We start from the raw sequence: 19,141 nt of genomic DNA, 5'->3' as shown, positions 1-19,141 counted from the left end.
CTGAAAAAAACGCCGCAAGGCTTTACACTTTGCGGCGTTTTTCGTTCAGGTTCCCGCCATGCAGCATCCCGCAGAACATTCGCCGCTGGGCAAGTCCAGCGCCTACATAGCCACTTACAGCCCCGAGCAGTTGTTCCCCATCCCGCGCGCGCCGAAATGGGCCGAGCTGGGCCTGAGTGCGGCGACGCTGCCGTATCGCGGCGTGGACATCTGGAGCTGCTACGAGCTGTCCTGGCTGCTGCCGTCGGGCAAGCCGGTGGTGGCCATCGGCGAGTTCGCCATCCCGGCCGATTCGCCGAATATCATCGAGTCGAAGTCGTTCAAGCTCTATCTGAACTCGCTCAACCAGTCGATCTTCGCCTCGCAGGAGGCGCTGCTGGAGGTCATGCAGCGCGATCTTTCCGCCGCCGCCGGCAAGCTGGTCGCGGTTCGCCTGCGCGGCCTCGACGAAGTGACCGCAGAGGGCGTGGCGACGCTGCCGGGGCGCTGCGTCGATGAGCTGGACGTCGCCATCGAGCATTACGATGCGCCGCGTCCGGAGCTGCTGCGCCGTGACGCGAGCCGCCAGGTGGAGGAGTGCCTGCACAGCCATCTGCTCAAGTCCAACTGCCCGGTGACTGGCCAGCCGGACTGGGGCAGCGTGGTGGTGGATTACAGCGGGCCGGCACTGCTGCCGGAGAGTCTGCTGGCCTATCTGGTGAGCTTTCGCCAGCACGCCGACTTTCACGAACAGTGCGTCGAGCGCATCTTCCTCGACCTGCAGCGGCTATTGCAGCCGCGCAGGCTGACGGTTTACGCCCGCTACGTGCGCCGCGGTGGGCTGGACATCAACCCGTACCGCAGCACCGAGGCGTTCACGCCGGACAACCGCCGGCTGGTGCGGCAGTAAGCCCGGTCGTCCCGTTCAGATGCCCATATTGGCCAGACTCTGCATGATATTGCGCAGAGTGATGGCCATGCTCGGGTGGCTGACTTCGAAACGCTCCACGGCGAGGTTGACGCCGTCCACCAGCGAGTCGGTGTACTCGGCCTCGCCGTCATCGGCCAGGCGGGCTTCGATATCCAGGGCGATGGCTTGGAGCGACGCGCGCTCCTCCTCGGTCAGCGGGGTGTCCTGCGCCAGTTGACTACGCAGTTCTTCGAGCTGCGACTGCAGATCATGTGCCGGCATGTTGCTTCCCTCTCATGGTTGCGAAACGTCACGGCGGCAAGCCGTGCTGATGAACGAAGGTTAAACCAGCCGCGTTGGCTTGTCTGTGTCTGCACCATGCTCCGCGGCGGCGCAGCCTCCGCACGTCCGCAGGCTGCCGAAATGCCGGCGAATGGTTCTATACTTCGCCGCTTGGATCGGCAGGGTGGCACGGCCACCGACTAACAGGAGAGTTGCAATGCGCAAGTTCGGCACGCGGTGCCTCGGGCTTTTCAACGTCGCTCTGGTTGCCGCTGCAGCGCTGGCGGTACCGGCGCTGCAGGCTGCCGAGGAAGACCCGTGGGAGGGCGTCAACCGGGCGGTGTTCCGCTTCAACGATACGCTCGATACCTACACCCTCAAACCGCTGGCGCAGGGCTACCAGAAGGTGACGCCGACCTTTCTCGAAGACGGCATCAGCAATGTCTTCAGAAACCTCGACGATGTGGTGGTGCTGACCAACGACCTTTTGCAGGGCAAGGTGCGCGATGCCGGCATCGACACCAGTCGCATTCTGTTCAATACCACCTTCGGCGTGCTGGGCTTCTTCGACGTGGCGACGCGCATGGGGCTGCCGAAGAATGATGAAGACTTCGGCCAGACGCTGGGTGTCTGGGGGCTGGGCAATGGACCGTACGTGGTGCTGCCGCTGCTCGGGCCGAGCACCGTGCGCGACACCGCAGGACTGGTGCCGGATGCTTTCCTCAAGCCGTATCCGTACATGGATCATGTACCGTCACGCAACCTCACGCGCGGCGTGAATGTGATCGACACCCGTGCTGGCCTGCTGTCGGCGGAGAAGATGATCACTGGCGACAAGTATGTGTTCGTCCGCAACGCCTACCTGCAGAACCGCGAATTCCGCACGCTCGACGGCCAGGTCGAAGACGACTTCTGATCCTCGCCGCCGGATCGATGAATCCGGCATAAGGCCTGACGCGGCCTCTCCGTCAGGCCATCGCCAGTATCGCCAGGCCCAGGCTTTGCTGGCCGTCTTCCAGTGTGGCGACCCGTATCACTTCGGTTTCGGCGTCCAGTCCCTTGAGCGTCGGATGTTGCGAGGCGATCAGCACGCGTAGCCGGTCGCCGGCATTCAGGCTGGTCGCCGCCACGACCTGCATGCCGGTACTCGACAGGTCGAGACACTTGCCCTGAATCTGCCGTTCGCCGTCCAGCAACCGCACGGTGCATTCGACAGGCATGCGGATGAAGTCGCGCTTCTCGCTGTAGTCCCGGTCTTTCTGGCTCATGTGCTTGTCCTTTTCATCTATTTGTCGAAGTTCTTATAGCCAGCGATCATCGTGGCATCGACGCCTGCGGCCGGTCCAGGGTGCCTGGCTTGAAACGCTGTTCGTATGGGAGTACCGTCTGCGCCTTGAAAACATCCCTCGTGCCGCGCACCGCGCGGGCTCCACGCACTGGCTCATCATCCTGGCGTAAATCGCCTGGTAGGAACATGCATAAACCAAGCGCGACGCTACTGATCATAGATGACGACGATGTGGTGCGGGCCAGCCTTGCAGCCTATCTGGATGACAGTGGTTTCCGCGTCCTGCAGGCCAGCAGCGGTCAGGAAGGCATGGCACTGTTCGAGGCCGAGCAGCCCGATCTGGTGATCTGCGACCTGCGCATGCCGCAGATGGACGGCCTCGAACTGATTCGCCAGATCAGCGAGCGCCAGACCGATCTGCCGGTCATCGTGGTATCCGGTGCCGGTGTCATGAGCGATGCGGTCGAGGCATTGCGCCTGGGCGCCGCAGACTATCTGATCAAGCCGCTGGAAGACCTGGCGATGCTCGAGCATTCGGTGCGTCGCGCACTGGATCGTTCCCGTCTGCGCCTGGAAAACCGTCGCTATCGCGAGCAGCTGGAGTCCGCCAACCGCGATCTGCAGGCCAGCTTGCACCTGCTGCAGGAAGACCAGGATGCCGGTCGTCAGGTACAGATGAACATGCTGCCGGTGACGCCCTGGAGCGCCGACGGTTTCGACTTCGCCCACCAGATCATCCCGTCGCTGTACCTGTCCGGCGATTTCGTCGACTACTTCCGCGTGGATGAGCGACGGATCGGTTTCTACCTCGCCGATGTCTCGGGGCACGGTGCGTCGTCGGCATTCGTCACTGTACTGCTGAAGTTCATGACCACGCGGCTGCTCTACGAGTCGCGGCGCAGCGGCACGCTGCGTGAATTCAAACCCTCCGAAGTGCTCGATCACATCAACCGTGGGTTGATCAACTGCAAGCTGGGCAAGCACGTGACCATGCTCGGCGGGGTGATCGACATCGAGCGCGACGTGCTGCACTACAGTATCGGCGGGCATCTGCCGATGCCGGTGCTGTACACCGGCGGCGCTGCCCATTACCTGGAGGGGCGCGGTCTGCCGGTAGGGCTGTTCGTCGAGGCTACCTATCAGGATTTCGAGCTGAAACTCCCGGAAACCTTCAGCCTCACGCTGCTCTCGGACGGCATTCTGGACCTTTTGCCAGGCGATACACTCAAAGAAAAAGAGTCGGCGTTGCCGGAATTGATCAGCGGCGCCGGTGGCACGCTGGATGGCCTGCGCCGTGTCTTCGGCCTAGCCGAACTGGCGGACATGCCTGACGATATCGCCTTGCTGGTGTTGAGCAGGAACCTTGCATGAGTACGGGTAAGATCCAGTTCGCCGAGATGGACGGCACCTTCGTCCTCAAGTTCATCGGTGAAATCCGCCTGACGCTGTGTTCGGCGCTGGACGCCACCATCGACCGGATTTTCTCGGCGCTGAATTTTTCCACCATCGTCATCGACCTGACGGAAAGCCGCAGCATCGACAGCACCACGCTGGGGTTGCTGGCCAAGCTGTCGATCCTGTCGCGGCAGAAGGTCGGCATGCTGCCGACGCTGGTGACCACCCACCCGGACATCACCCGTCTGCTGCAGTCGATGGGCTTCGATCAGGTGTTCAATATCGTCGACCGGCCGTTACCGTGCCCGGAATGCCTGGCGGACCTGCCATCGCAGGACCAGTCGGAAGAGGTGGTGAAGGCCAAGGTGCTGGAGGCTCACCGCATCCTGATGAGCCTCAACGAATCCAACCGCGAGGCCTTCCGTGACCTCGTCACCGCGTTGGAGCGTTCCTGATCAGGCGAGCGCCCTGAGCAGGGCTTCGAGTTTTTCCTGATCGCGGGCGAACTGGCGGATACCTTCGGCCAGCTTCTCGGTCGCCATCGCATCCTCGTTCAAGCCCCAGCGGAAGCTGACTTCATCCAGGCTGATGCACGGCTCGCTGCCACGTCCCGGCGCCAGGCGGCGTTCCAGCGTGCCGCTGGCCTCGCTGAGCTGGCCGAGCAGCTCGGGGCTGATGGTGAGTCGATCGCAGCCGGCCAGCGCCTCGATCTGGCCAACGTTGCGGAAGCTCGCGCCCATCACCACCGTTTCGTAACCGTGCGCCTTGTAGTAGTCGTAGATGCGGCTGACCGATTGCACGCCGGGGTCCTCGGCACCTTGGTAGTCGCGGCCTTCGTGTTTCTTGTACCAGTCGTAAATGCGACCGACGAACGGCGAGATCAGGAATACGCCGGCCTCGGCGCAAGCCACTGCCTGGGTGAAGGAGAACAGCAGGGTGAGATTGGTCTGGATACCGGCCTTCTCCAGCTGCTCGGCTGCGCGGATGCCTTCCCAGGTCGCGGCGATCTTGATCAGCACGCGCTCGCGGCCGATTCCCGCCTGCTCGTAGAGACCGATCAGGCGCTCGGCGCGCTGGATCATCGCCTGGCTGTCGAAGGACAGGCGCGCATCCACTTCAGTGGAGATACGCCCCGGAATCAGCTTGAGAATCTCCTCGCCCACCGCGACGGCGAACAGATCGCAGGCCAGGCCGACATCGCCCTGGCAGCGGCTCATTGCGGACTTGAGATGTTCGGCGTAGCGCGGCAGCGCGGCGGCCTTGAGCAGCAGCGACGGATTGGTGGTGGCGTCCACCGGTTGCAGACGGGCGATAGCGTCGATGTCGCCCGTATCGGCGACGACAGTGGTGAACTGCTTGAGTTGTTCCAGCTTGGAAGTCATGAAAGGGGAGGCTCCGTCCAGTGAATGAGCATGACCTTACCCGAGCGCACCAGCCCGCTACAACGGGCCGATAGTCACGGGTACGCGTGCTTTGATGGGGCTGGTAAGGCAGCGTTCCCTTGGTCGGCGATCAATGTCCGTCAAGCAGGGCGGCAGCCTGGTCGAACAGCGCGAGCGGGTCGGTGGCCTTGTGGATATCCGCAGAAAGCATCTGGCGAAAGCGCCGCGCACCGGGAAAGCCCGAGCCCAGCCCGAGTACGTGGCGGGTCACATGATGCATCGTGCCGCCGCTCGCCAAGTGCTGTTCGATGTACGGGCGCATGGCACGCAACGCCTGCGCGCGGCTGATGACCGGCGCGCTGCTGCCGAACAGCCGCTGGTCCACCTGAGCCAGCAGATAGGGGTTGTGGTACGCCTCGCGCCCAAGCATGACGCCATCGAAGGTGTGCAGATGCGCTTCGCACTCGTCGAGCGTCTTGATTCCGCCGTTGAGGATGATTTCCAGATCGGGAAAGTCCCGTTTCAGCTGTGCGGCCACGTCATAGCGCAGCGGCGGCACCTCACGATTCTCCTTCGGCGAAAGCCCTTCGAGGATGGCGATGCGCGCGTGTACGGTGAAACTGCGGCAGCCAGCGTCGCGCACCTGACCGACGAAATCGCACAGTTCGGCATAGCTGTCGCGGCCGTTGATACCGATCCGGTGCTTGACCGTCACCTCGATGCCGACGCTGTCGCGCATGGCCTTCACGCAATCTGCCACCAGCGCCGGATGGCCCATCAGGCAGGCGCCGATCATGTTGTTCTGCACGCGATCGCTGGGACAGCCGACGTTCAGATTGACCTCGTCGTAGCCGGCGGCCTCGGCCATCTTCGCGCATACCGCCAGTTCCGCCGGAACGCTGCCGCCCAGCTGCAGCGCCAGCGGGTGCTCGCACGCGTCGTATCGCAGGTAGCGCGCGGCGTCACCGTGAATCAGCGCGCCGGTGGTGACCATCTCGGTATAGAGCAGGGCGTGACGCGACAACTGGCGCAGGAAGTAACGGCAGTGACGATCCGTCCAGTCCATCATCGGTGCGACGGAAAAGCGGCGTGAAGGTCCGGGGCGCGTGGTTACTGCGTTTGCGGCTGGTTTGTCGAACATTTCGGCTGTCTGATTGTTGCTCGTTTTCGCCTGTTTTTGCCCGTTTTTTTAGGCTCGGTGCTACATTGTAGGACGCCATTTTGGCGTGTAGCACCGGGGGCAAAGGATGGGGACGATAACGGCGCGGCCGCGGAAGGGCGGCGGGGTTGGGTATACCGCGCAGATCAGGATCAAGCGCGAAGGCAAGGTAGTTTATCAAGAAAGCCAGACCTTCGACCGCAAGCAGACTGCACAAGCATGGGTGAAGCGCCGGGAGACGGAGCTGGCAGAGCCCGGTGCGCTCGCTCGTGCGAATCGGAAAGCGTCTACGCTGCGAGACATCATCGACCAGTACCTGGAGGAGTACGAACGGATTCGCCCTCTGGGCAAGACCAAACGTGCAACATTGAAGGCGATCGCTAGCACTTGGCTGGGAGACTTGGCGGACGTCGACGTAACCAGTCAGCGGCTGGTGGAGTTCGCAACCTGGCGGATGGGGTCAGAGGGCGGCGGCGTGAAGGGGCAGACCGTGGGCAACGATCTGGCGCACCTTGGTGCGGTGCTATCGGTTGCAAAGCCTGCCTGGGGGTATGACGTCGATCCGCATGCGGTTGGTGACGCACGCAAGGTGTTGCGAAAGCTCGGGGTGCGCACCAAGAGCAAAGAACGCGATCGGCGGCCAACGGCGGATGAGCTGGACAAGCTGCTCGAGTATTTCTTCGAGACGCAGAAGCGTCGGCCAAGCTCAATCAACATGCCGAAGATCATCGGTTTCGCCATTTTCTCCACCCGCCGTCAGGAAGAGATCACGCGAATCCGCTGGGCCGACCTGGATGAAAAGCGGCAGGCCGTGCTGGTTCGGGATATGAAGAACCCCGGTCAGAAGATTGGTAACGATGTGTGGTGCCACCTTCCTGATGAGGCCTGGGCGATTCTGAAAAGCATGCCGAGGCACTGTGAGGAGATCTTTCCCTACAACAGCGACTCGATTTCCGCGGCGTTCACCCGGGCCGGCAAATTTCTGGAGTTGGACGACCTGACGTTTCACGACCTCCGGCATGATGGTGTGAGCCGGCTGTTCGAGATGGACTGGGACATCCCGCGGGTGGCCAGTGTGTCTGGCCATCGGGATTGGAACTCGCTGCGGCGCTACACACATTTGCGGGGTCGCGGCGACCCTTACGCCGGTTGGAATTGGTTGGAGCGGATAATAGCGGCGCCCGTTGAGCTGGGCGCCAGAGGGAAAGAAGCGGACAAAAGCTCAGCCGGCTCGCTTGAAGCGACCGTGTAGTTTGTCGTTCTCGGCCACGGCCTTTCGGCGTTGCTCATCGAGGTAAGCCGCCAAGTCGGTGAGGTGCACACCCTTGGCGGCCTTCTGGCTTCCCTCGATGCGAACCACTGGCAAATCCACTTCGCCAGTGGCTACCTTGCGCTGGAGTTTGTCCGGCGTCAGATGGCTGAAATAGTCCGAGCACACCCGCTCTAGAGGAATGATCGCCTGGCCGTTGTACTGGGCCATCAGCAGAAATGCGGTATTCATCGCCGCTTCCCTCCCTTGCGATGCTTCTTGGTGCCGCCGTGGCAGGTCAGGCGGTAGCTGATGAACGTGGCCAGCTCGCCGATCTCGGCTTTGATGTCGTCGATGATGGCGCCCATGATCGCGTTCACCTCCTCATAGGTGGCGCGCTGGATGGTGCGGGAGTTGTCGACGTGGGTCTTGCCGTCCGGCGTCCTGACCAGCCATTCCATCGTCCAGCGCTGCGGCTTGCGCGGCAGGCGGCCGCTGACCTGGGCGGTGTCGTTGGGCATTTCGGTGCTGAAGAAGATGGTGTAGCTCATTGAAGTGCTCCCGCGGGAAGCCTGCGCGAAGCGGCGGGCAAGCGTTGGAGTGCACGTAGCGACGAAGTTGGCTCATATGGTGTGAGGCGCCCAATCAAGAGGTGCCAACCATGTACAGCGCAATCAAACGTAAACTCGTCGCCGCTCTTCATAGCGAAGTCCTTCGCGCGCTCCTTTGGTTTCTGATGAAGCGGGCGCTTATAGAGCTCCTTCGTCATGCGGCCTCCTTGCTCTGCTGCTGATCCACCAGGTTTGCGCGTACCAAGGCGGCGGCTACCGGTGGGCAGACGCTGTTGCCGCACATGCGCACCTGCGCGGCTTTGCTGAGCTTCTTGCCGCCGGCGGTACGGTCGTGGATGTAGTCGGCTGGGAAGCCCTGGGCAGCGAACAGCTCGTGTGGCTCGAGCATGCGCATGCCGATGTCGACGATCTGGTAGGGCTCGCCCTTGATCATCACCAGTGCGTGGCGGTCCTTGGTGGTGATGGTGTGCAGTGGTTCCTGCAGCGGCTGGCCGTCTCCGGTGCCGTAGTACTTGAGCAGGAACGCGCGCACTTCGCCCATATGACCTCCGGTGGTCAGCGTGTGGACTGGCTCGCGCAGGTCCTGGCCGATGCAGTTGTTGCGCAGCTTCACTAGGTGGCTGGTCACCAGTGCGTTGTGATCGACGGTGGTCGCAGTCGGCACCGGGCTCTCCAGGCCGCTGCCTGGGCCGGTGTAGTTGCCGCCGTAGTGTTTGGCGAGGAAAGCGGCGACGAGGCCGATCGGCGCGGCGCCGCCCGGCTTCTTGATGAAGCTGTTCGCGGTGACGGTTGCCAGCGGTGCTTCGACCGTTGAGCCGCGATCATTCGCCCGGAACTTGGTGATGACCGGCGCTACCAGCGCGAAGTGCCCGCCTTTCACCTGGGCACAGATGGTGCGCAGCGGCGCATCTGCCGACATGTTGCGCTGCGTACTGCCATTGGCGTGCTCGGTGATGAAAGGTGCCATGCCCTGAACAACGAAGGGCTGGTTCGATTCGATCACGTAGCGCTGAATGCCCCGGGCGATCCGGCGCAGGGTGTTCTCTGCGAGCGCCTTCTTGCGGGTGAAGATCGACGGGCAGGGCAGTGACCAATCAATGATCTCCGCGGCGGTGCGCCAGGGCGTCAAGCGCTTGGCCTTGACCGCCTCGCTCGCCGGGTCTCCGTGGGTGGGCTCGGGCCAGACGATGGGTTGGCCATCGCAGCGGGCGATGAGGAACAGGCGTTTGCGGATGGTCGGGGCGCCGTAGTCGCAGGCGCGCAGCTCGCGCCAATCCACCTGGTAGCCGTGGCGCTGGAGTGCGTTCACGAAACTGGTGAAGGTGCGGCCCTTGTTCTTCGGGCAGGGTCGGCCGTCGGTGGCCAGCGGCCCCCACGTCACGAACTCCTCGACGTTTTCAAGCATGATGACTTTCGGCTTGACCGTGGCGGCGTAGCGAATGGCGACCCAGGCGAGGCCGCGTATCTCCTTCTTCACCGGTGCGCCGCCTTTGGCCTTGCTGAAATGCTTGCAGTCGGGCGAGAACCAGCAGAGATCGACGGGGTGACCGTCGACTATCACGCGCGGGTCGACCTCCCACACCGATTCGCAGAAATGCTTTGTGTGCGGGTGGTTGATGTCGTGCATGGCCACGGCCTCGGGGTCGTGGTTGACGGCGATGTCGACAGGGCGGCCAAGGCCCAGCTCTATTCCTGTGGAGGCGCCACCGCCGCCGGCAAAGTTATCGATGACTAGGCCGTTGAAGTTGAACGCCGGTTGAGGGTGGATACGATAAAGATTGTTCACCGAACACCCCCTACGGCTAAATAGCAGGCTTCGTCAGGTGAACTAGGGAAGGTTAAAACGTGTGGCTTGCGCGATTGCGTGAATACGGCTTTTTGGCTGCGGGAGTGGTTGGAGTTTTCGCAGTGGCCACTTTCTTCGTGTGCGCTCTCCAAGCCGGGCAGACAGGTGCTGCTTGGGTACAGGCGGTCGGGTCGTTGATTGCGATTTTGGTAGCTATTCAGGTTGCCAGGAATGATCGTAAGGATGCAATTGCCAGAGAAACGAGAAAAGAGGGAGCGTTGTTTGCGGCTATCTATCGAAAGGGTGGGGCGGCGCATTTCAGGCTGGATGCTCTCAACAGCCAAATGGCCGTATGTATTCAGGATCTTGAGGACGTCGACAGTCTTATTCCCTACATTGAAAATGTAGATGCGAGCAGGTCTGAACTGGATTCTTTTGACCTCAGTCGTATGCCATCTGCTGAAGCCGTAGAGGCTCTCGTTGGCATCATCTCTGCTCTTCAGGGCGCCAAGTATCAGGCGAGCAGGCTGATTGCAGGTGAGGAGGTAATTGACCATGAACGTGGACCGCTTTTTCATCATTTGGTCGTCGTTTCCGACCATCTGAGATTCTTTAAGCGTCCTACCTAGGGGCGTATACCAGCTAATTTCTAGAGGCATTTCGTCCAACCTCACAAGCACTGCGGCGCGGCGGCACCGGTGTGTTCGGTGTCCACGCGCTCCCAGGTGGAGCTGGCGCGGGCGCGGTGGGTGGTGGACAGCAGTTCGAGCAGCTTGCCGTGGTACTGGACGCAGGCGTGGGTGTTGGTCCATTCGGGCAACTGCCACGGTGCCGGTGTCACGCCTTCCAGGCATGGCCAGCTCTCGCCGTGCTCGGGCATGAGGTCGCGGCGTTCGGTTGCCAGGGCGACCATGTCCGCCTCGTGAATGCACTCGGGCAGTTGCGGGGCGAGCTGGAAGCGCTCGCAGATGGCGAGCCAGATGCCGTGCTCGATAGCGCTGAAGTCCGGCAGCAGGGCCTTGAGTGGGCGAGTCATGTCGCCGACGTAGGCCTCGGTGGCGTCGTGGAGCAGGGCGGCGAGCTGATGCTCGGCCGGCACGATGCTGGCCACCAGCAGGCTGTGCTGCGCGACGGAGTAGTGCCGGCTGGTGTGGCCGTTGAAGCGGCAGAGCTGCGAGAGCGCGTGGGCGATGTCCAGCGTGCTTACCTGGTCGGCCTTGGGCGCGAGGAGGTCGAAGCGGCGGCCGGTGCGGGTGAGAATCCAGCTCATTGCATCACCTCCACTTCCAGCACGGGTAGGGTCTGCCAGTAGCGGTCGAACATGGCGCGAGCGGTGTTGGAGAGGCGGCGGCAGGTTTCAGCCTGGTCGTTCGAGCGCAGGCCGGCGAAGGTGTTGGCGGCCAGGCTGAGTTTGTCGGCCATCGCGATCAGGTGGTCGGCGTCCGCCTCGGTCAAGGCGCGGTTCTGCAGGGTGGCGATCTGAGCCTTGCAGGTGTCCAGCTCTGAGGTCAGCTGCTCGATTGCCTGGGCGGCGTCGAGGCGGGTGATGGTGTGCTCGTGCTGGGCCTTGTCGCGCTGCTGGTGCAGGCGGCGCAGCTCGTGCCGGTGGGCTTGCAGGCCGCGCTGGTAGCCGGTGTCGAACGCTTCGCGCTTGCCGGCGCGCAGCCCTTCATAGAAGCCGATGCCGAACACGAGTGCCGCGGCGGCAACGCAGCCGATCAAGGCAAGTATTTGAATGCTGGTGATGTTCATGTGCTGTGTCCCCGTGGTGACCGCCGGCTGGTGAGGCCGGCGGGTGGTGGTGGTTATTTGCCGAGGGAGAAGGTGCCGATGGTGAGCGGCACCAGGCCGCCGACTTCCTGCTCGAGCACGTCCTTGAATTCCCGGGCAAAGGCTTCGCGCTGCGCTTCCTCCCCGACCCACCGGAGCTTCAGTTGCGGTTCGTCTCGGCCGGTGATTACGGACAGGCGCAGCTTGATATCTGCCACGTCCAGCCCTTCGAACGGCACGGTGGTGAAGATGAAGGCGGAGGGCAGGGTGTCCTGGCTCTTGGCCTCAATCTCGTCCATCGCTGAGCGGCTGGAGGAGAAGTCGCCGACGTTGCTGTCGCGCTGGCTGGTGGCTTTGATGGTCATGCGGCGCACTGCGTTGATGGCCTGGATCATCTGCAGGTTCGTCTCGTCGTCCAGCGCCTGCAGGGCGGGTAGCCAGTCCTCCAGCCATTCGGCGAGGTCCTTCTGGCTGAGCGGCTTGCCGAGCACACCGAGCAGAGCGGAATAGGCGGCGGTGGGCTTGAGGGTGAGCACGGCTACATCATCACCGTGGCCCGCTGCGCCGGGTTCGCCCAGGTTGAAGATTACGGTGGCGCGCATGGCGTCCTGGTCGATGAAGCCGAGCGCCTTCACCGGTGCGTTGTCATCCACAACGTCATGGCTTTCGGTGTACTTGATGAAGTCCTGCAGGGAGTGGGTAGCCATAGTGCCGCGGAAGCGGTCGCGCATCGGCTGGAATGCTTCTAGCGACTGCAGGCGAATATTCTCCGGCAGTACCGTCACGGTGGTGCCGTCCTGAATGCTGAGCGGCTTGGCCGCCGCGATCACGGCCTGGGACTCGATGTGTTGGATGGCTTCTTTGCTCAGCGACATGCTGTGTCTTCCTTTTGGTGAGTGGGACTTGGTGAGGCGAGTCAGACTTCGCGGGCGACGACAGGCGCCTGCTCAGGTTTGAAGAGCTGGTCGGTGGGGTTGGTCTGGAACAGTTCCAGGCCGTTGGCGGTGACGTAGAGCGGGGTGTCGAGGGTGGTGTCCTCGCGCTTCTTGCCGCGCTTGGTGGGTTGCACGTAGTCGAGCGTGTGCGACACGGCGACCTGATTGCTCTGGCCGATCTGCTTGAGCTTGAAGGTGAGCGTCACCTGGCCCTGCTTGCTGTGCTCGACCACGCCGGCGGCGACGTCGGACAGTGCGCGACCAACCTGCTGGGCGAAGACCCCGGCGTTGAGGGAGTTGATGAAGTCACTGGTATCGGTGGGTTTCATGGCGTGCTGTGCCTCTTTGGTTGCCCGTGGTGGGGGCGGGTTATGCCGCCTTGGTTGAGGCGGCGGAATGGGTGGGGTTCTGTGCATCGAGCCAGTTGGCCAGGTCCTGCAGGTACACCACGGGCTGCGCCTTGCGGGTGCCGTGCAGGCGGGTGTAGCGCAGCTTGATGGCGCCGGTGCGGATCTCGTGCAGCAGATACTCCATGCTGTTGATGTGCGGCAGGTACTCGGCGCGCACTTCGTCCAGTGGCAGGCAGGGCCGGTCGTAGCGGCGCAGCAATTGCTCGTAGGTGCTGGTCACTGGCTGGCCCCTTCGTGGTCCCCGCGCCCCTCGACGGAGCGTGGCGCGCCGGGTGAGTGGCGCAGGCGGATGATCTCGGTGATGCCCTCGATGGTCTTGCCGGCCTGCCGGTCGACCACGTTGCCGGTGGCGTCGGTGATGACGCAGGCGAATGGCACGGCCTGATCCGTGGTGAGGGTGACGTGTGGCAGGTAGCCACCCGGCAGTACCGCGAACAGCGAGCACCAGAGCCGGCCGAGGTCATCCGCGTGGGGCTGGTTGGTTTGCAGACGGTCGATGGCTTCGGCGCAGGTGGCGCGCAGCATTCGGCCTGGGATCACGCTGGGGTGGTCCAGATGCAGGCTGGCGAGCTTGAGGGCGCCGATCGCGTGTTGGGTCGCGGAGGTGCTCATGCGGCGACGTCCTTGCGGGTGATGGTGATTTCCAGCTGCTCGGCCAGCCACGCGATGCCATCTTCGGTGGCCATGACCACGCCGTAATGGGTGTAGCTGTTGATGGCCGGGTTCCAGCGGCTGCGGGTGTCGACGAACAGCCGGCCCTGGCCGCGCTCGCTGCTGATCAGCTCGCCGGCGTGGTTGAGCAGGCCCAGCGCGCGCATGCGTGCGCGCAGCTTGCGCGGGCCGACGCCGAGCACGGCGGCGGCTTGGTCGAGAGTGCGGTTCATGGTGGCGGGCCTCAGGCTGCGGGGCTGGTGGCCAGGGCTGCGCGGTAGTTGCCAAGCGCATGTTCGGCCTGCTTGCACGCGTGGACCCGATAGTCGACATGCGAAAGATCAGGGTTCGGGTACTGCCGAACCATTGCTTCGAGCGCATCCACCAGTTCTGCGCAGAGGCTGGCCCGTGTCTGCCACGCCGCCCACGCCACGCCACGCCATCCATTGCTGTCACCTGCCTTGAAAGCTTCCGGTGTGATGTACCAAGCCCCGAACGCAGCAAGTTCATCCTGCGCCGGGGCTGGCTCTGCCTGCGCGTTCAGTTCGCGGGCGGCTGCGTGGAATGCCGCAGGGGCCGCTGCCAAGTCGCTCGGGTCAGCGCGCTGCGGTATGGCCTCGGCCGTATCCAGCGTGCCGTTGGCAACGGCTTCGATCCAATCGGCCAGGTGCTGGGCGTTGGCGCCGTCGTTGCGCTGGAGGGTCATGCTGTGGCGCTGCTCGCGCATGAACAGCACGGCCAGCAGCTGATCGCCGCTGTCGCTGGTGAATGGCTCGATGCTCAGCTCGGCGCGCAGCTCGCGGGCGGGCTGGGTGAGCAGCAGGGTTTCGCTGCCTGCCTGGCTGGCGAGCATGCCAAGGGCGGCTTCGCTGCCTCTGGTGAGGGTGAAGGTGCTCATGCGCAATCCCCTCCGAACGGGCCGAAGCTCTCGAGGGCGGGCAGGGTGTTGCGCTTGAGTTGCGGGCGCCCACCTGTGAGCACGATCAGCTGGCCGGTGGCGCGCTGAATGCTTGCAACGGTGGTGGGGTTAGATGCCGCTGCCGGGTGCAAGTAGACCGGGCAGCGGGTGCTGCTGTGCTGTGCTGTGTCCATTGTCGCGATCCCGTGGTGAGTGGGTACGCGAGAACAATACGTCAGCGTATTGATCGTGTCAATGCGTAAACGAATAAGCGCATTGGATAGGTGAGCGAACTTCTGTTGTTACAGTGCCGACGATTCGGAATAGCGCGCAGCAGAGCGCCAGCGGACGTGAACGCTGCCATCTGACCGCTTGGTCATGGCGACGCCGTCCGTTTGCTGGATTTCATCCAGCAGGCGCTCCCAGTCTTCCGGCCGGTCATCCTGCTGCGGGGCTAGGTTGGCTTGGCATTCGCGCTGGGCGCGCGGTGTGGAGATTGCGTGGTTAACGCGGCGCACCAATCGGCTGTAACTGGACAGCTGGCGCTGATGGCCGATGGTGTGAGTCCGATTCATTGCTTCCTTCCCGCTGCTGTATATACGCACAGTAATGAGAGGTTGATGAAAGTTCAATCGAAAGGGGGGGCGGGCGAGATTTGATGTGTAAGAAAATGGCACGGGTGCTAAGGCCGACATACAGCCACGATGCTTTATTTTGGTGGTGAGGACCTTGAGACGGATGTAAAAAACCCGCCTGAGGCGGGTTTGGAGACTACCGTCGCGATTCGATCTGGGCCTGGCGCACTCTCAGATCTGACACCTCAGTGGTGACCATGGACGACACTTCGGTCACTTTCGCACTAATCGAATCCAACTTATCGTCGACTCTATCGAACCTTTGATTGACGTCGCGACTGTAAGCGCTCAGGTCCTGTTTGGCCTCCAGGCGAACACTCTCAATGCTGTCGTCCAGCTTTGTGTATAGCGTCCAGGCCGCGACTATTATTGCCGCTACGATTGGTAGCGTGACTTGGAAAAAGAGATCCTTCGACCGACTAGCGCCAGCTGGCATGTCCGTATCCTCGATGAAGCGGAAAGCCACATGAATCAAGCCTGCCGCGTCAAGTGCCGCAAATTGGCCGCGCATGCTTGATGAATCATAGTGCAGTAGCTGCGATAACAGTACCGACTGGTTAACTCGCTCCACTTCAAAAAGGCGAATTTGACCACAGCCCCGGGGAGAGCTTTTGATCTCTAACGTGCCTAAATCCCCGGTGCTAGTGACACGAAACGACGCGCCGCGTTCAACATATGCGGGTCGTATCGTTGTGCAATTAGCCGAAGCGAAAGCGAGTGATCCCATCACTGCTGCGGCACTTGTCCTGCATTTTCGATCATCTGGTTCAGAAGATCTCGAAGGCGGACGGCCGCATCTAGGCTCATCGTGAAGGTTGCGAAATCAATTCGGGTGACCTCGAAGCCCTCCTCGGTCATGATGGTTTGAAACGTACCTGGCGCCGCTTCTTTGAACACTTCATGCTTGATCTGAACTAAATCGCGACCAAATGTGAGCGCGATTTTGGCCTCGGTCGTGGCGGAGAAGCCAAATCCAATTATCTGATCAGCATATTCATTGATGAAGCGTTCGTCCTGAAGGTGAGTCAGCTTCATGCCGTCGCTGATTGCCATGGTTCCCTCCCAGTTAGAAATGCCAACATGCGAGTTGTTGACGCGGCCGCGAGTGTATAGAAATGTACTTCGTCACGTCGAGTCTGATCGTCTGGGCCGTGCTATGAATTTCTTAGGCCAATGGCACGTGAATGCGCCGTACTAGAGCCTAAGCTTGCTAGGGGCTACGATGTGGCCGACGTAGTGAATAGTTTCGATATGATCGGTGGGTATCGTGCGCCGTCCGAAGCGCTCGTTGACTGACTGAACGACAACTTCCTCATCGGTCGCCTGTAGCAGTTCCTTGAGCATGCACTCGCCATCTTGTAGGCGGATCATCACATACTCGAGCGGTACCAAGCGATGATTCGGCTCAACGATTGCGATCCAGCCTGACCTGATCGCCGGTGCCATCGAGTCGCCGCGCAGACGCAATGCGTAGGCATCCGGGTCGCGAGAGGGCACGTCAACCACGCCATCACCTCCGTCCAGTGCATACCAGTAGCCCTCGTTACCCAGCTGTGCGGTGCCGACGATCTTGATCGGACGATACGGGGTAATGATTTCCGGGCCCGGCTCCATATCCATAGCGTAGGACGCCGGACCTTCCTTTGGGCCTGTGGCGTTCGGGCCGCCATGCCGCAGCCAGTGAGCGTTTACGCCGAGCGCCCGGGCGATCTTCTCGACGTTGCTCTGACGAGGGTCTTGAGACTCACCAGTAATAATTCTGTGGATGGTCGGCTGCGATACGCCGGAACGACGTTTCAGCTCACCTTCTGACCAGCCAAGCTCTTCCAGCTTCGCGGCAAGTCGCTTGCCTATATGCATGGCTGTTTCCAATTCAAAAACGTATTGACGAGTGTATTGATTCGCTCAATACGTCTGCGTATTATCAATTCCAATGCGAATGCGCATAGGATTGAGCGATGACCATCAAGAACATGATCGAAGGGCTGCTTGAGGCGGGTTACACCCAAGGCTCCATCGCCGAGGCGGTGGGCGCCACTCAGCCTACGATCCACCGGGCGCTGAATGGCTCCGATGTTCGCTACACCACAGGCAAGGCAATCGAATCGCTCTACGCACAGAAGGTTGGCGGTTCGGATTCCTCGCTGCGCGAGTCGGAAGCTCCCCGCAAATCAGCAGCCTGACTACTCACCAAGGGCACACCCCGCCGGGATACAGCACAAGGATTCAGGCGGCGGGGGCCGGCTCCGGGAGCCTCACCAGCAGACCGGAGCCGGCAGGCCCAAGGGCCAGGAGCAACAAACCTGTCGCCACGGCGGCAGGTGGATGTAGAGGCTGGAATCAAGGCGCCCACTCACCAAAGTAAGAGCCTTGACCCAGCGGTCCGGGAGACGGGTACCACCCCTGACTCCCTCAACCCGCGACCCGAGGACACAGCACGTATCGGGAAGGTCGCAAGCTGTGAGCCAACTGTAGGGCAACCGCCCTGCAGCTGGCTACAGCGTTACCGGGGCATTAAAGCCATGAGCCGCAGAGATCTACTACCGGGCAAAGGCCCGGTGCTGAATACCCGCCAGGCGCTGTACCGCGCCACGCGCGACGCAACAGGGGGCCAGAACGCGGTGGCGCTGACCATCGGCATGGACCCGGACGAGCTGAGCAAGCGCGTCAACCCTGAGGGCCACCGCCCAATTCACCCTGAGTTCATTGAGGAGATCGTCGCAACAACGCGCGATCCGCGCCTGCTGGCGGCATTGGTGCGCCCGGCCGGGGCGGTGGCGTTCGTGCCGCAGCCGGTACCAGCGACGCGCGATGCGCTGAAGGCGCTGGGCGCGCTGTTGCAGGCCGAGGGTGAGTTCGTCGGCAGCCTGCATGACGGCGCAGCGGATAACCGCTGGGAGCCGCACGAGGTGGAGACGCTGCGCTACCACGCGAACCGGATGGTCGGGGAGATTCTCGGGATCGTCGCCGGCGCCGAGCAGGCGATGGGGGAGAGCTGTCATGGATGAGCGTGCATTCGAGATGGCGCAACAGCGCGAGCTGGACGACCGGGAGGCGGCGATTGCCGCCCGCGTGCGTTATGAGGGCGTGAGCCTGAGCGAGTGCGAGGAGTGCGGCGTGGAGATTCCACAGGCCCGGCGCGATGCGGTGCAAGGGTGCCGGCTGTGCGTGGAGTGCCAGGTCTTCGAGGACAAGCGGAATGCGGGGGTGAAGCGTGGCTAATGCTCACCCCTGCGGTGCGTCACTCCTCAATGCGCAGCGCCATCAGCTTGGCCAGTCGCGCCAGGTACACCTGCATGTGCTCAGCGCTTTCAGTGGGCAGGCAGCCGTCATTGTAGAAATAGATTCGATCCAGATTCGCTCGACCGCGGACGTCCAGCTCGGCGGCGAGTGTTTCAGTGAGGCCTGGAAGTCTCATGCCTATTGGGTGTTCTTCGTAGTTGATCCATTCGCCCGTCATGAACCCGATTGGCTTGTAGTTACGGTTGAGCAACACGTAGCTGCCGTCTTCCAGCCGATCGAGGCAATAGGGGAAGTGGGTTTGACGCAGTTCGCCCTTCAACATGCTTTTTACTCCAGTGAGGCCATCCATGAACAAGCTGATCATCATCGTAGCGCCGCAGGGCGCGGGCAAGACCACGAATGCCGCAGCGTTAAAGGAAGCGTTGGGCTGCGAGCGAATCGTAGACAACTGGGATGGCCGCGCGCGACTGCGGGACGGCGACCTAGCGCTGACCAATTGCACCGCGTTCGAGGCGCCGAAGCGTGCGCGGGTGCTGTCCCTCGCGCAGGCATTGAGCGAAGCGCAGCCGGCCGCTTGAACCGGCGTTTGATGGTGGG

General features: G+C 62.3%; 30 protein-coding genes. 10 read left to right on the top strand and 20 right to left on the bottom strand.

Translation table 11 applies throughout. The features are described 5' to 3' along the window. Positions 1–58: 58 nt before the first annotated feature. Positions 59–889: an NADPH-dependent 7-cyano-7-deazaguanine reductase QueF gene (gene queF / locus U8L64_RS10370; protein ID WP_333396989.1), complete on the top strand. Its 831-nt coding sequence runs from the start codon at positions 59–61 to the stop codon at positions 887–889. A 15-nt stretch (positions 890–904) separates the two neighbouring features. On the opposite strand, the gene U8L64_RS10365 is transcribed toward queF, so the two are convergent. Next, positions 905–1,171, bottom strand: a complete 267-nt coding sequence (locus U8L64_RS10365) for a DUF4404 family protein (RefSeq protein WP_043296224.1) — start codon at positions 1,169–1,171, stop codon at positions 905–907. 217 nt (positions 1,172–1,388) lie between these two features. On the opposite strand from U8L64_RS10365, the gene U8L64_RS10360 reads away from it, so the two are divergent. Beyond that, positions 1,389–2,087 (top strand): MlaA family lipoprotein, encoded by a 699-nt coding sequence (locus U8L64_RS10360; RefSeq protein ID WP_043296226.1) that lies wholly within the window; start codon positions 1,389–1,391, stop codon positions 2,085–2,087. Positions 2,088–2,139: 52 nt separating this feature from the next. On the opposite strand, the gene U8L64_RS10355 is transcribed toward U8L64_RS10360, so the two are convergent. Beyond that, positions 2,140–2,439, bottom strand: coding sequence for a PilZ domain-containing protein (locus U8L64_RS10355; RefSeq protein WP_043296228.1), 300 nt, complete (start codon positions 2,437–2,439; stop codon positions 2,140–2,142). Between the two features lie 206 nt (positions 2,440–2,645). On the opposite strand from U8L64_RS10355, the gene rssB reads away from it, so the two are divergent. Then, positions 2,646–3,830: a two-component system response regulator RssB gene (rssB, locus tag U8L64_RS10350; protein ID WP_043296229.1), complete on the top strand. Its 1,185-nt coding sequence runs from the start codon at positions 2,646–2,648 to the stop codon at positions 3,828–3,830. Further along, a complete protein-coding gene (gene rssC, locus U8L64_RS10345) occupies positions 3,827–4,309 on the top strand; it encodes an anti-sigma factor antagonist RssC (RefSeq protein ID WP_003288338.1) in 483 nt (160 codons plus the stop codon). Before rssB ends, rssC begins: the two co-directional genes overlap by 4 nt. On the opposite strand, the gene tal is transcribed toward rssC, so the two are convergent. Together tal and dusA are read right to left on the bottom strand one after the other, a co-directional pair. Continuing rightward, the gene (gene tal / locus U8L64_RS10340) at positions 4,310–5,236 is read right to left on the bottom strand and encodes a transaldolase (RefSeq protein WP_333396982.1); all 927 of its coding nucleotides are present in this window, start codon (positions 5,234–5,236) and stop codon (positions 4,310–4,312) included. Positions 5,237–5,366: 130 nt separating this feature from the next. Beyond that, positions 5,367–6,377, bottom strand: a complete 1,011-nt coding sequence (gene dusA / locus U8L64_RS10335; RefSeq protein WP_333396979.1) for a tRNA dihydrouridine(20/20a) synthase DusA — start codon at positions 6,375–6,377, stop codon at positions 5,367–5,369. Positions 6,378–6,483: 106 nt separating this feature from the next. Between dusA and U8L64_RS10330 the strand changes: the two genes are divergently transcribed. After that, positions 6,484–7,647 carry a tyrosine-type recombinase/integrase gene (locus U8L64_RS10330; RefSeq protein ID WP_333396976.1) on the top strand — a complete coding sequence of 388 codons (1,164 nt, stop codon included), beginning with the start codon at positions 6,484–6,486 and terminating at the stop codon, positions 7,645–7,647. Here U8L64_RS10330 and U8L64_RS10325 read toward each other — a convergent pair. The 3 genes from U8L64_RS10325 to U8L64_RS10315 form a co-directional block, all read right to left on the bottom strand. Continuing rightward, the gene (locus U8L64_RS10325) at positions 7,618–7,896 is read right to left on the bottom strand and encodes a pyocin activator PrtN family protein (RefSeq protein WP_333396973.1); all 279 of its coding nucleotides are present in this window, start codon (positions 7,894–7,896) and stop codon (positions 7,618–7,620) included. The two genes, U8L64_RS10330 and U8L64_RS10325, sit on opposite strands and share 30 nt — an antisense overlap. Further along, positions 7,893–8,195 (bottom strand): hypothetical protein, encoded by a 303-nt coding sequence (locus U8L64_RS10320; protein WP_333396971.1) that lies wholly within the window; start codon positions 8,193–8,195, stop codon positions 7,893–7,895. The genes U8L64_RS10325 and U8L64_RS10320 overlap by 4 nt, the downstream gene beginning before the upstream one ends. Positions 8,196–8,409: 214 nt before the next feature. Continuing rightward, entirely contained in the window at positions 8,410–10,002 is a 1,593-nt protein-coding gene (locus U8L64_RS10315; RefSeq protein WP_333396968.1) for a DNA cytosine methyltransferase, read from the bottom strand. A 122-nt stretch (positions 10,003–10,124) separates the two neighbouring features. Between U8L64_RS10315 and U8L64_RS10310 the strand changes: the two genes are divergently transcribed. Further along, positions 10,125–10,631, top strand: a complete 507-nt coding sequence (locus U8L64_RS10310) for a hypothetical protein (RefSeq protein ID WP_333396966.1) — start codon at positions 10,125–10,127, stop codon at positions 10,629–10,631. 41 nt (positions 10,632–10,672) lie between these two features. Here the strand turns inward: U8L64_RS10310 and U8L64_RS10305 are convergent, their stop codons facing one another. The 12 genes from U8L64_RS10305 to U8L64_RS10250 all read right to left on the bottom strand — a co-directional run bounded on the left by U8L64_RS10305 (position 10,673) and on the right by U8L64_RS10250 (position 17,161). After that, complete coding sequence (locus U8L64_RS10305; protein ID WP_155552365.1) at positions 10,673–11,272, bottom strand: phosphohydrolase; 600 nt, start codon at positions 11,270–11,272, stop codon at positions 10,673–10,675. Beyond that, positions 11,269–11,754: a hypothetical protein gene (locus U8L64_RS10300; RefSeq protein WP_333396961.1), complete on the bottom strand. Its 486-nt coding sequence runs from the start codon at positions 11,752–11,754 to the stop codon at positions 11,269–11,271. Before U8L64_RS10300 ends, U8L64_RS10305 begins: the two co-directional genes overlap by 4 nt. 53 nt (positions 11,755–11,807) lie before the next feature. Continuing rightward, on the bottom strand, positions 11,808–12,647 hold the full coding sequence (locus tag U8L64_RS10295; protein ID WP_333396959.1) for a DUF2303 family protein: 840 nt from the start codon (positions 12,645–12,647) through the stop codon (positions 11,808–11,810). A gap of 41 nt (positions 12,648–12,688) precedes the next feature. Continuing rightward, positions 12,689–13,036: a hypothetical protein gene (locus U8L64_RS10290; RefSeq protein WP_043296248.1), complete on the bottom strand. Its 348-nt coding sequence runs from the start codon at positions 13,034–13,036 to the stop codon at positions 12,689–12,691. A 40-nt stretch (positions 13,037–13,076) separates the two neighbouring features. Next, positions 13,077–13,337, bottom strand: a complete 261-nt coding sequence (locus U8L64_RS10285) for a pyocin activator PrtN family protein (RefSeq protein WP_333396955.1) — start codon at positions 13,335–13,337, stop codon at positions 13,077–13,079. Then, complete coding sequence (locus U8L64_RS10280) at positions 13,334–13,729, bottom strand: hypothetical protein (RefSeq protein ID WP_333396952.1); 396 nt, start codon at positions 13,727–13,729, stop codon at positions 13,334–13,336. The genes U8L64_RS10285 and U8L64_RS10280 overlap by 4 nt, the downstream gene beginning before the upstream one ends. After that, positions 13,726–14,001: a hypothetical protein gene (locus tag U8L64_RS10275; protein WP_138299519.1), complete on the bottom strand. Its 276-nt coding sequence runs from the start codon at positions 13,999–14,001 to the stop codon at positions 13,726–13,728. The genes U8L64_RS10280 and U8L64_RS10275 overlap by 4 nt, the downstream gene beginning before the upstream one ends. 11 nt (positions 14,002–14,012) lie before the next feature. Beyond that, complete coding sequence (locus U8L64_RS10270) at positions 14,013–14,666, bottom strand: hypothetical protein (protein WP_333396948.1); 654 nt, start codon at positions 14,664–14,666, stop codon at positions 14,013–14,015. Next, positions 14,663–14,860 carry a hypothetical protein gene (locus tag U8L64_RS10265; protein ID WP_081973318.1) on the bottom strand — a complete coding sequence of 66 codons (198 nt, stop codon included), beginning with the start codon at positions 14,858–14,860 and terminating at the stop codon, positions 14,663–14,665. Before U8L64_RS10265 ends, U8L64_RS10270 begins: the two co-directional genes overlap by 4 nt. A 108-nt stretch (positions 14,861–14,968) precedes the next feature. Next, positions 14,969–15,241, bottom strand: coding sequence for a DUF1654 domain-containing protein (locus U8L64_RS10260; RefSeq protein WP_333396942.1), 273 nt, complete (start codon positions 15,239–15,241; stop codon positions 14,969–14,971). A gap of 786 nt (positions 15,242–16,027) precedes the next feature. Continuing rightward, positions 16,028–16,354 carry a hypothetical protein gene (locus tag U8L64_RS10255; RefSeq protein ID WP_333396939.1) on the bottom strand — a complete coding sequence of 109 codons (327 nt, stop codon included), beginning with the start codon at positions 16,352–16,354 and terminating at the stop codon, positions 16,028–16,030. Between the two features lie 141 nt (positions 16,355–16,495). Next, on the bottom strand, positions 16,496–17,161 hold the full coding sequence (locus U8L64_RS10250; RefSeq protein ID WP_333396936.1) for a LexA family transcriptional regulator: 666 nt from the start codon (positions 17,159–17,161) through the stop codon (positions 16,496–16,498). 98 nt (positions 17,162–17,259) lie between these two features. Between U8L64_RS10250 and U8L64_RS10245 the strand changes: the two genes are divergently transcribed. The 3 genes from U8L64_RS10245 to U8L64_RS10235 all read left to right on the top strand — a co-directional run bounded on the left by U8L64_RS10245 (position 17,260) and on the right by U8L64_RS10235 (position 18,523). Beyond that, positions 17,260–17,484 carry a hypothetical protein gene (locus tag U8L64_RS10245; RefSeq protein WP_333396932.1) on the top strand — a complete coding sequence of 75 codons (225 nt, stop codon included), beginning with the start codon at positions 17,260–17,262 and terminating at the stop codon, positions 17,482–17,484. A gap of 339 nt (positions 17,485–17,823) precedes the next feature. Beyond that, positions 17,824–18,309: a phage regulatory CII family protein gene (locus U8L64_RS10240; protein WP_333396929.1), complete on the top strand. Its 486-nt coding sequence runs from the start codon at positions 17,824–17,826 to the stop codon at positions 18,307–18,309. After that, a complete protein-coding gene (locus tag U8L64_RS10235) occupies positions 18,302–18,523 on the top strand; it encodes a TraR/DksA C4-type zinc finger protein (protein WP_333396927.1) in 222 nt (73 codons plus the stop codon). The genes U8L64_RS10240 and U8L64_RS10235 overlap by 8 nt, the downstream gene beginning before the upstream one ends. A gap of 19 nt (positions 18,524–18,542) precedes the next feature. On the opposite strand, the gene U8L64_RS10230 is transcribed toward U8L64_RS10235, so the two are convergent. Continuing rightward, a complete protein-coding gene (locus U8L64_RS10230) occupies positions 18,543–18,866 on the bottom strand; it encodes a hypothetical protein (RefSeq protein ID WP_333396924.1) in 324 nt (107 codons plus the stop codon). 25 nt (positions 18,867–18,891) lie between these two features. On the opposite strand from U8L64_RS10230, the gene U8L64_RS10225 reads away from it, so the two are divergent. Beyond that, positions 18,892–19,122, top strand: coding sequence for a hypothetical protein (locus U8L64_RS10225; RefSeq protein WP_333396921.1), 231 nt, complete (start codon positions 18,892–18,894; stop codon positions 19,120–19,122). Positions 19,123–19,141: the final 19 nt, after the last annotated feature.

Source organism: Pseudomonas sp. FIP_A4 (assembly GCF_036701605.1).
GTDB classification, from domain to species: domain Bacteria; phylum Pseudomonadota; class Gammaproteobacteria; order Pseudomonadales; family Pseudomonadaceae; genus Stutzerimonas; species Stutzerimonas phenolilytica.
This window is presented reverse-complemented; position numbering and strand designations above follow the sequence as displayed.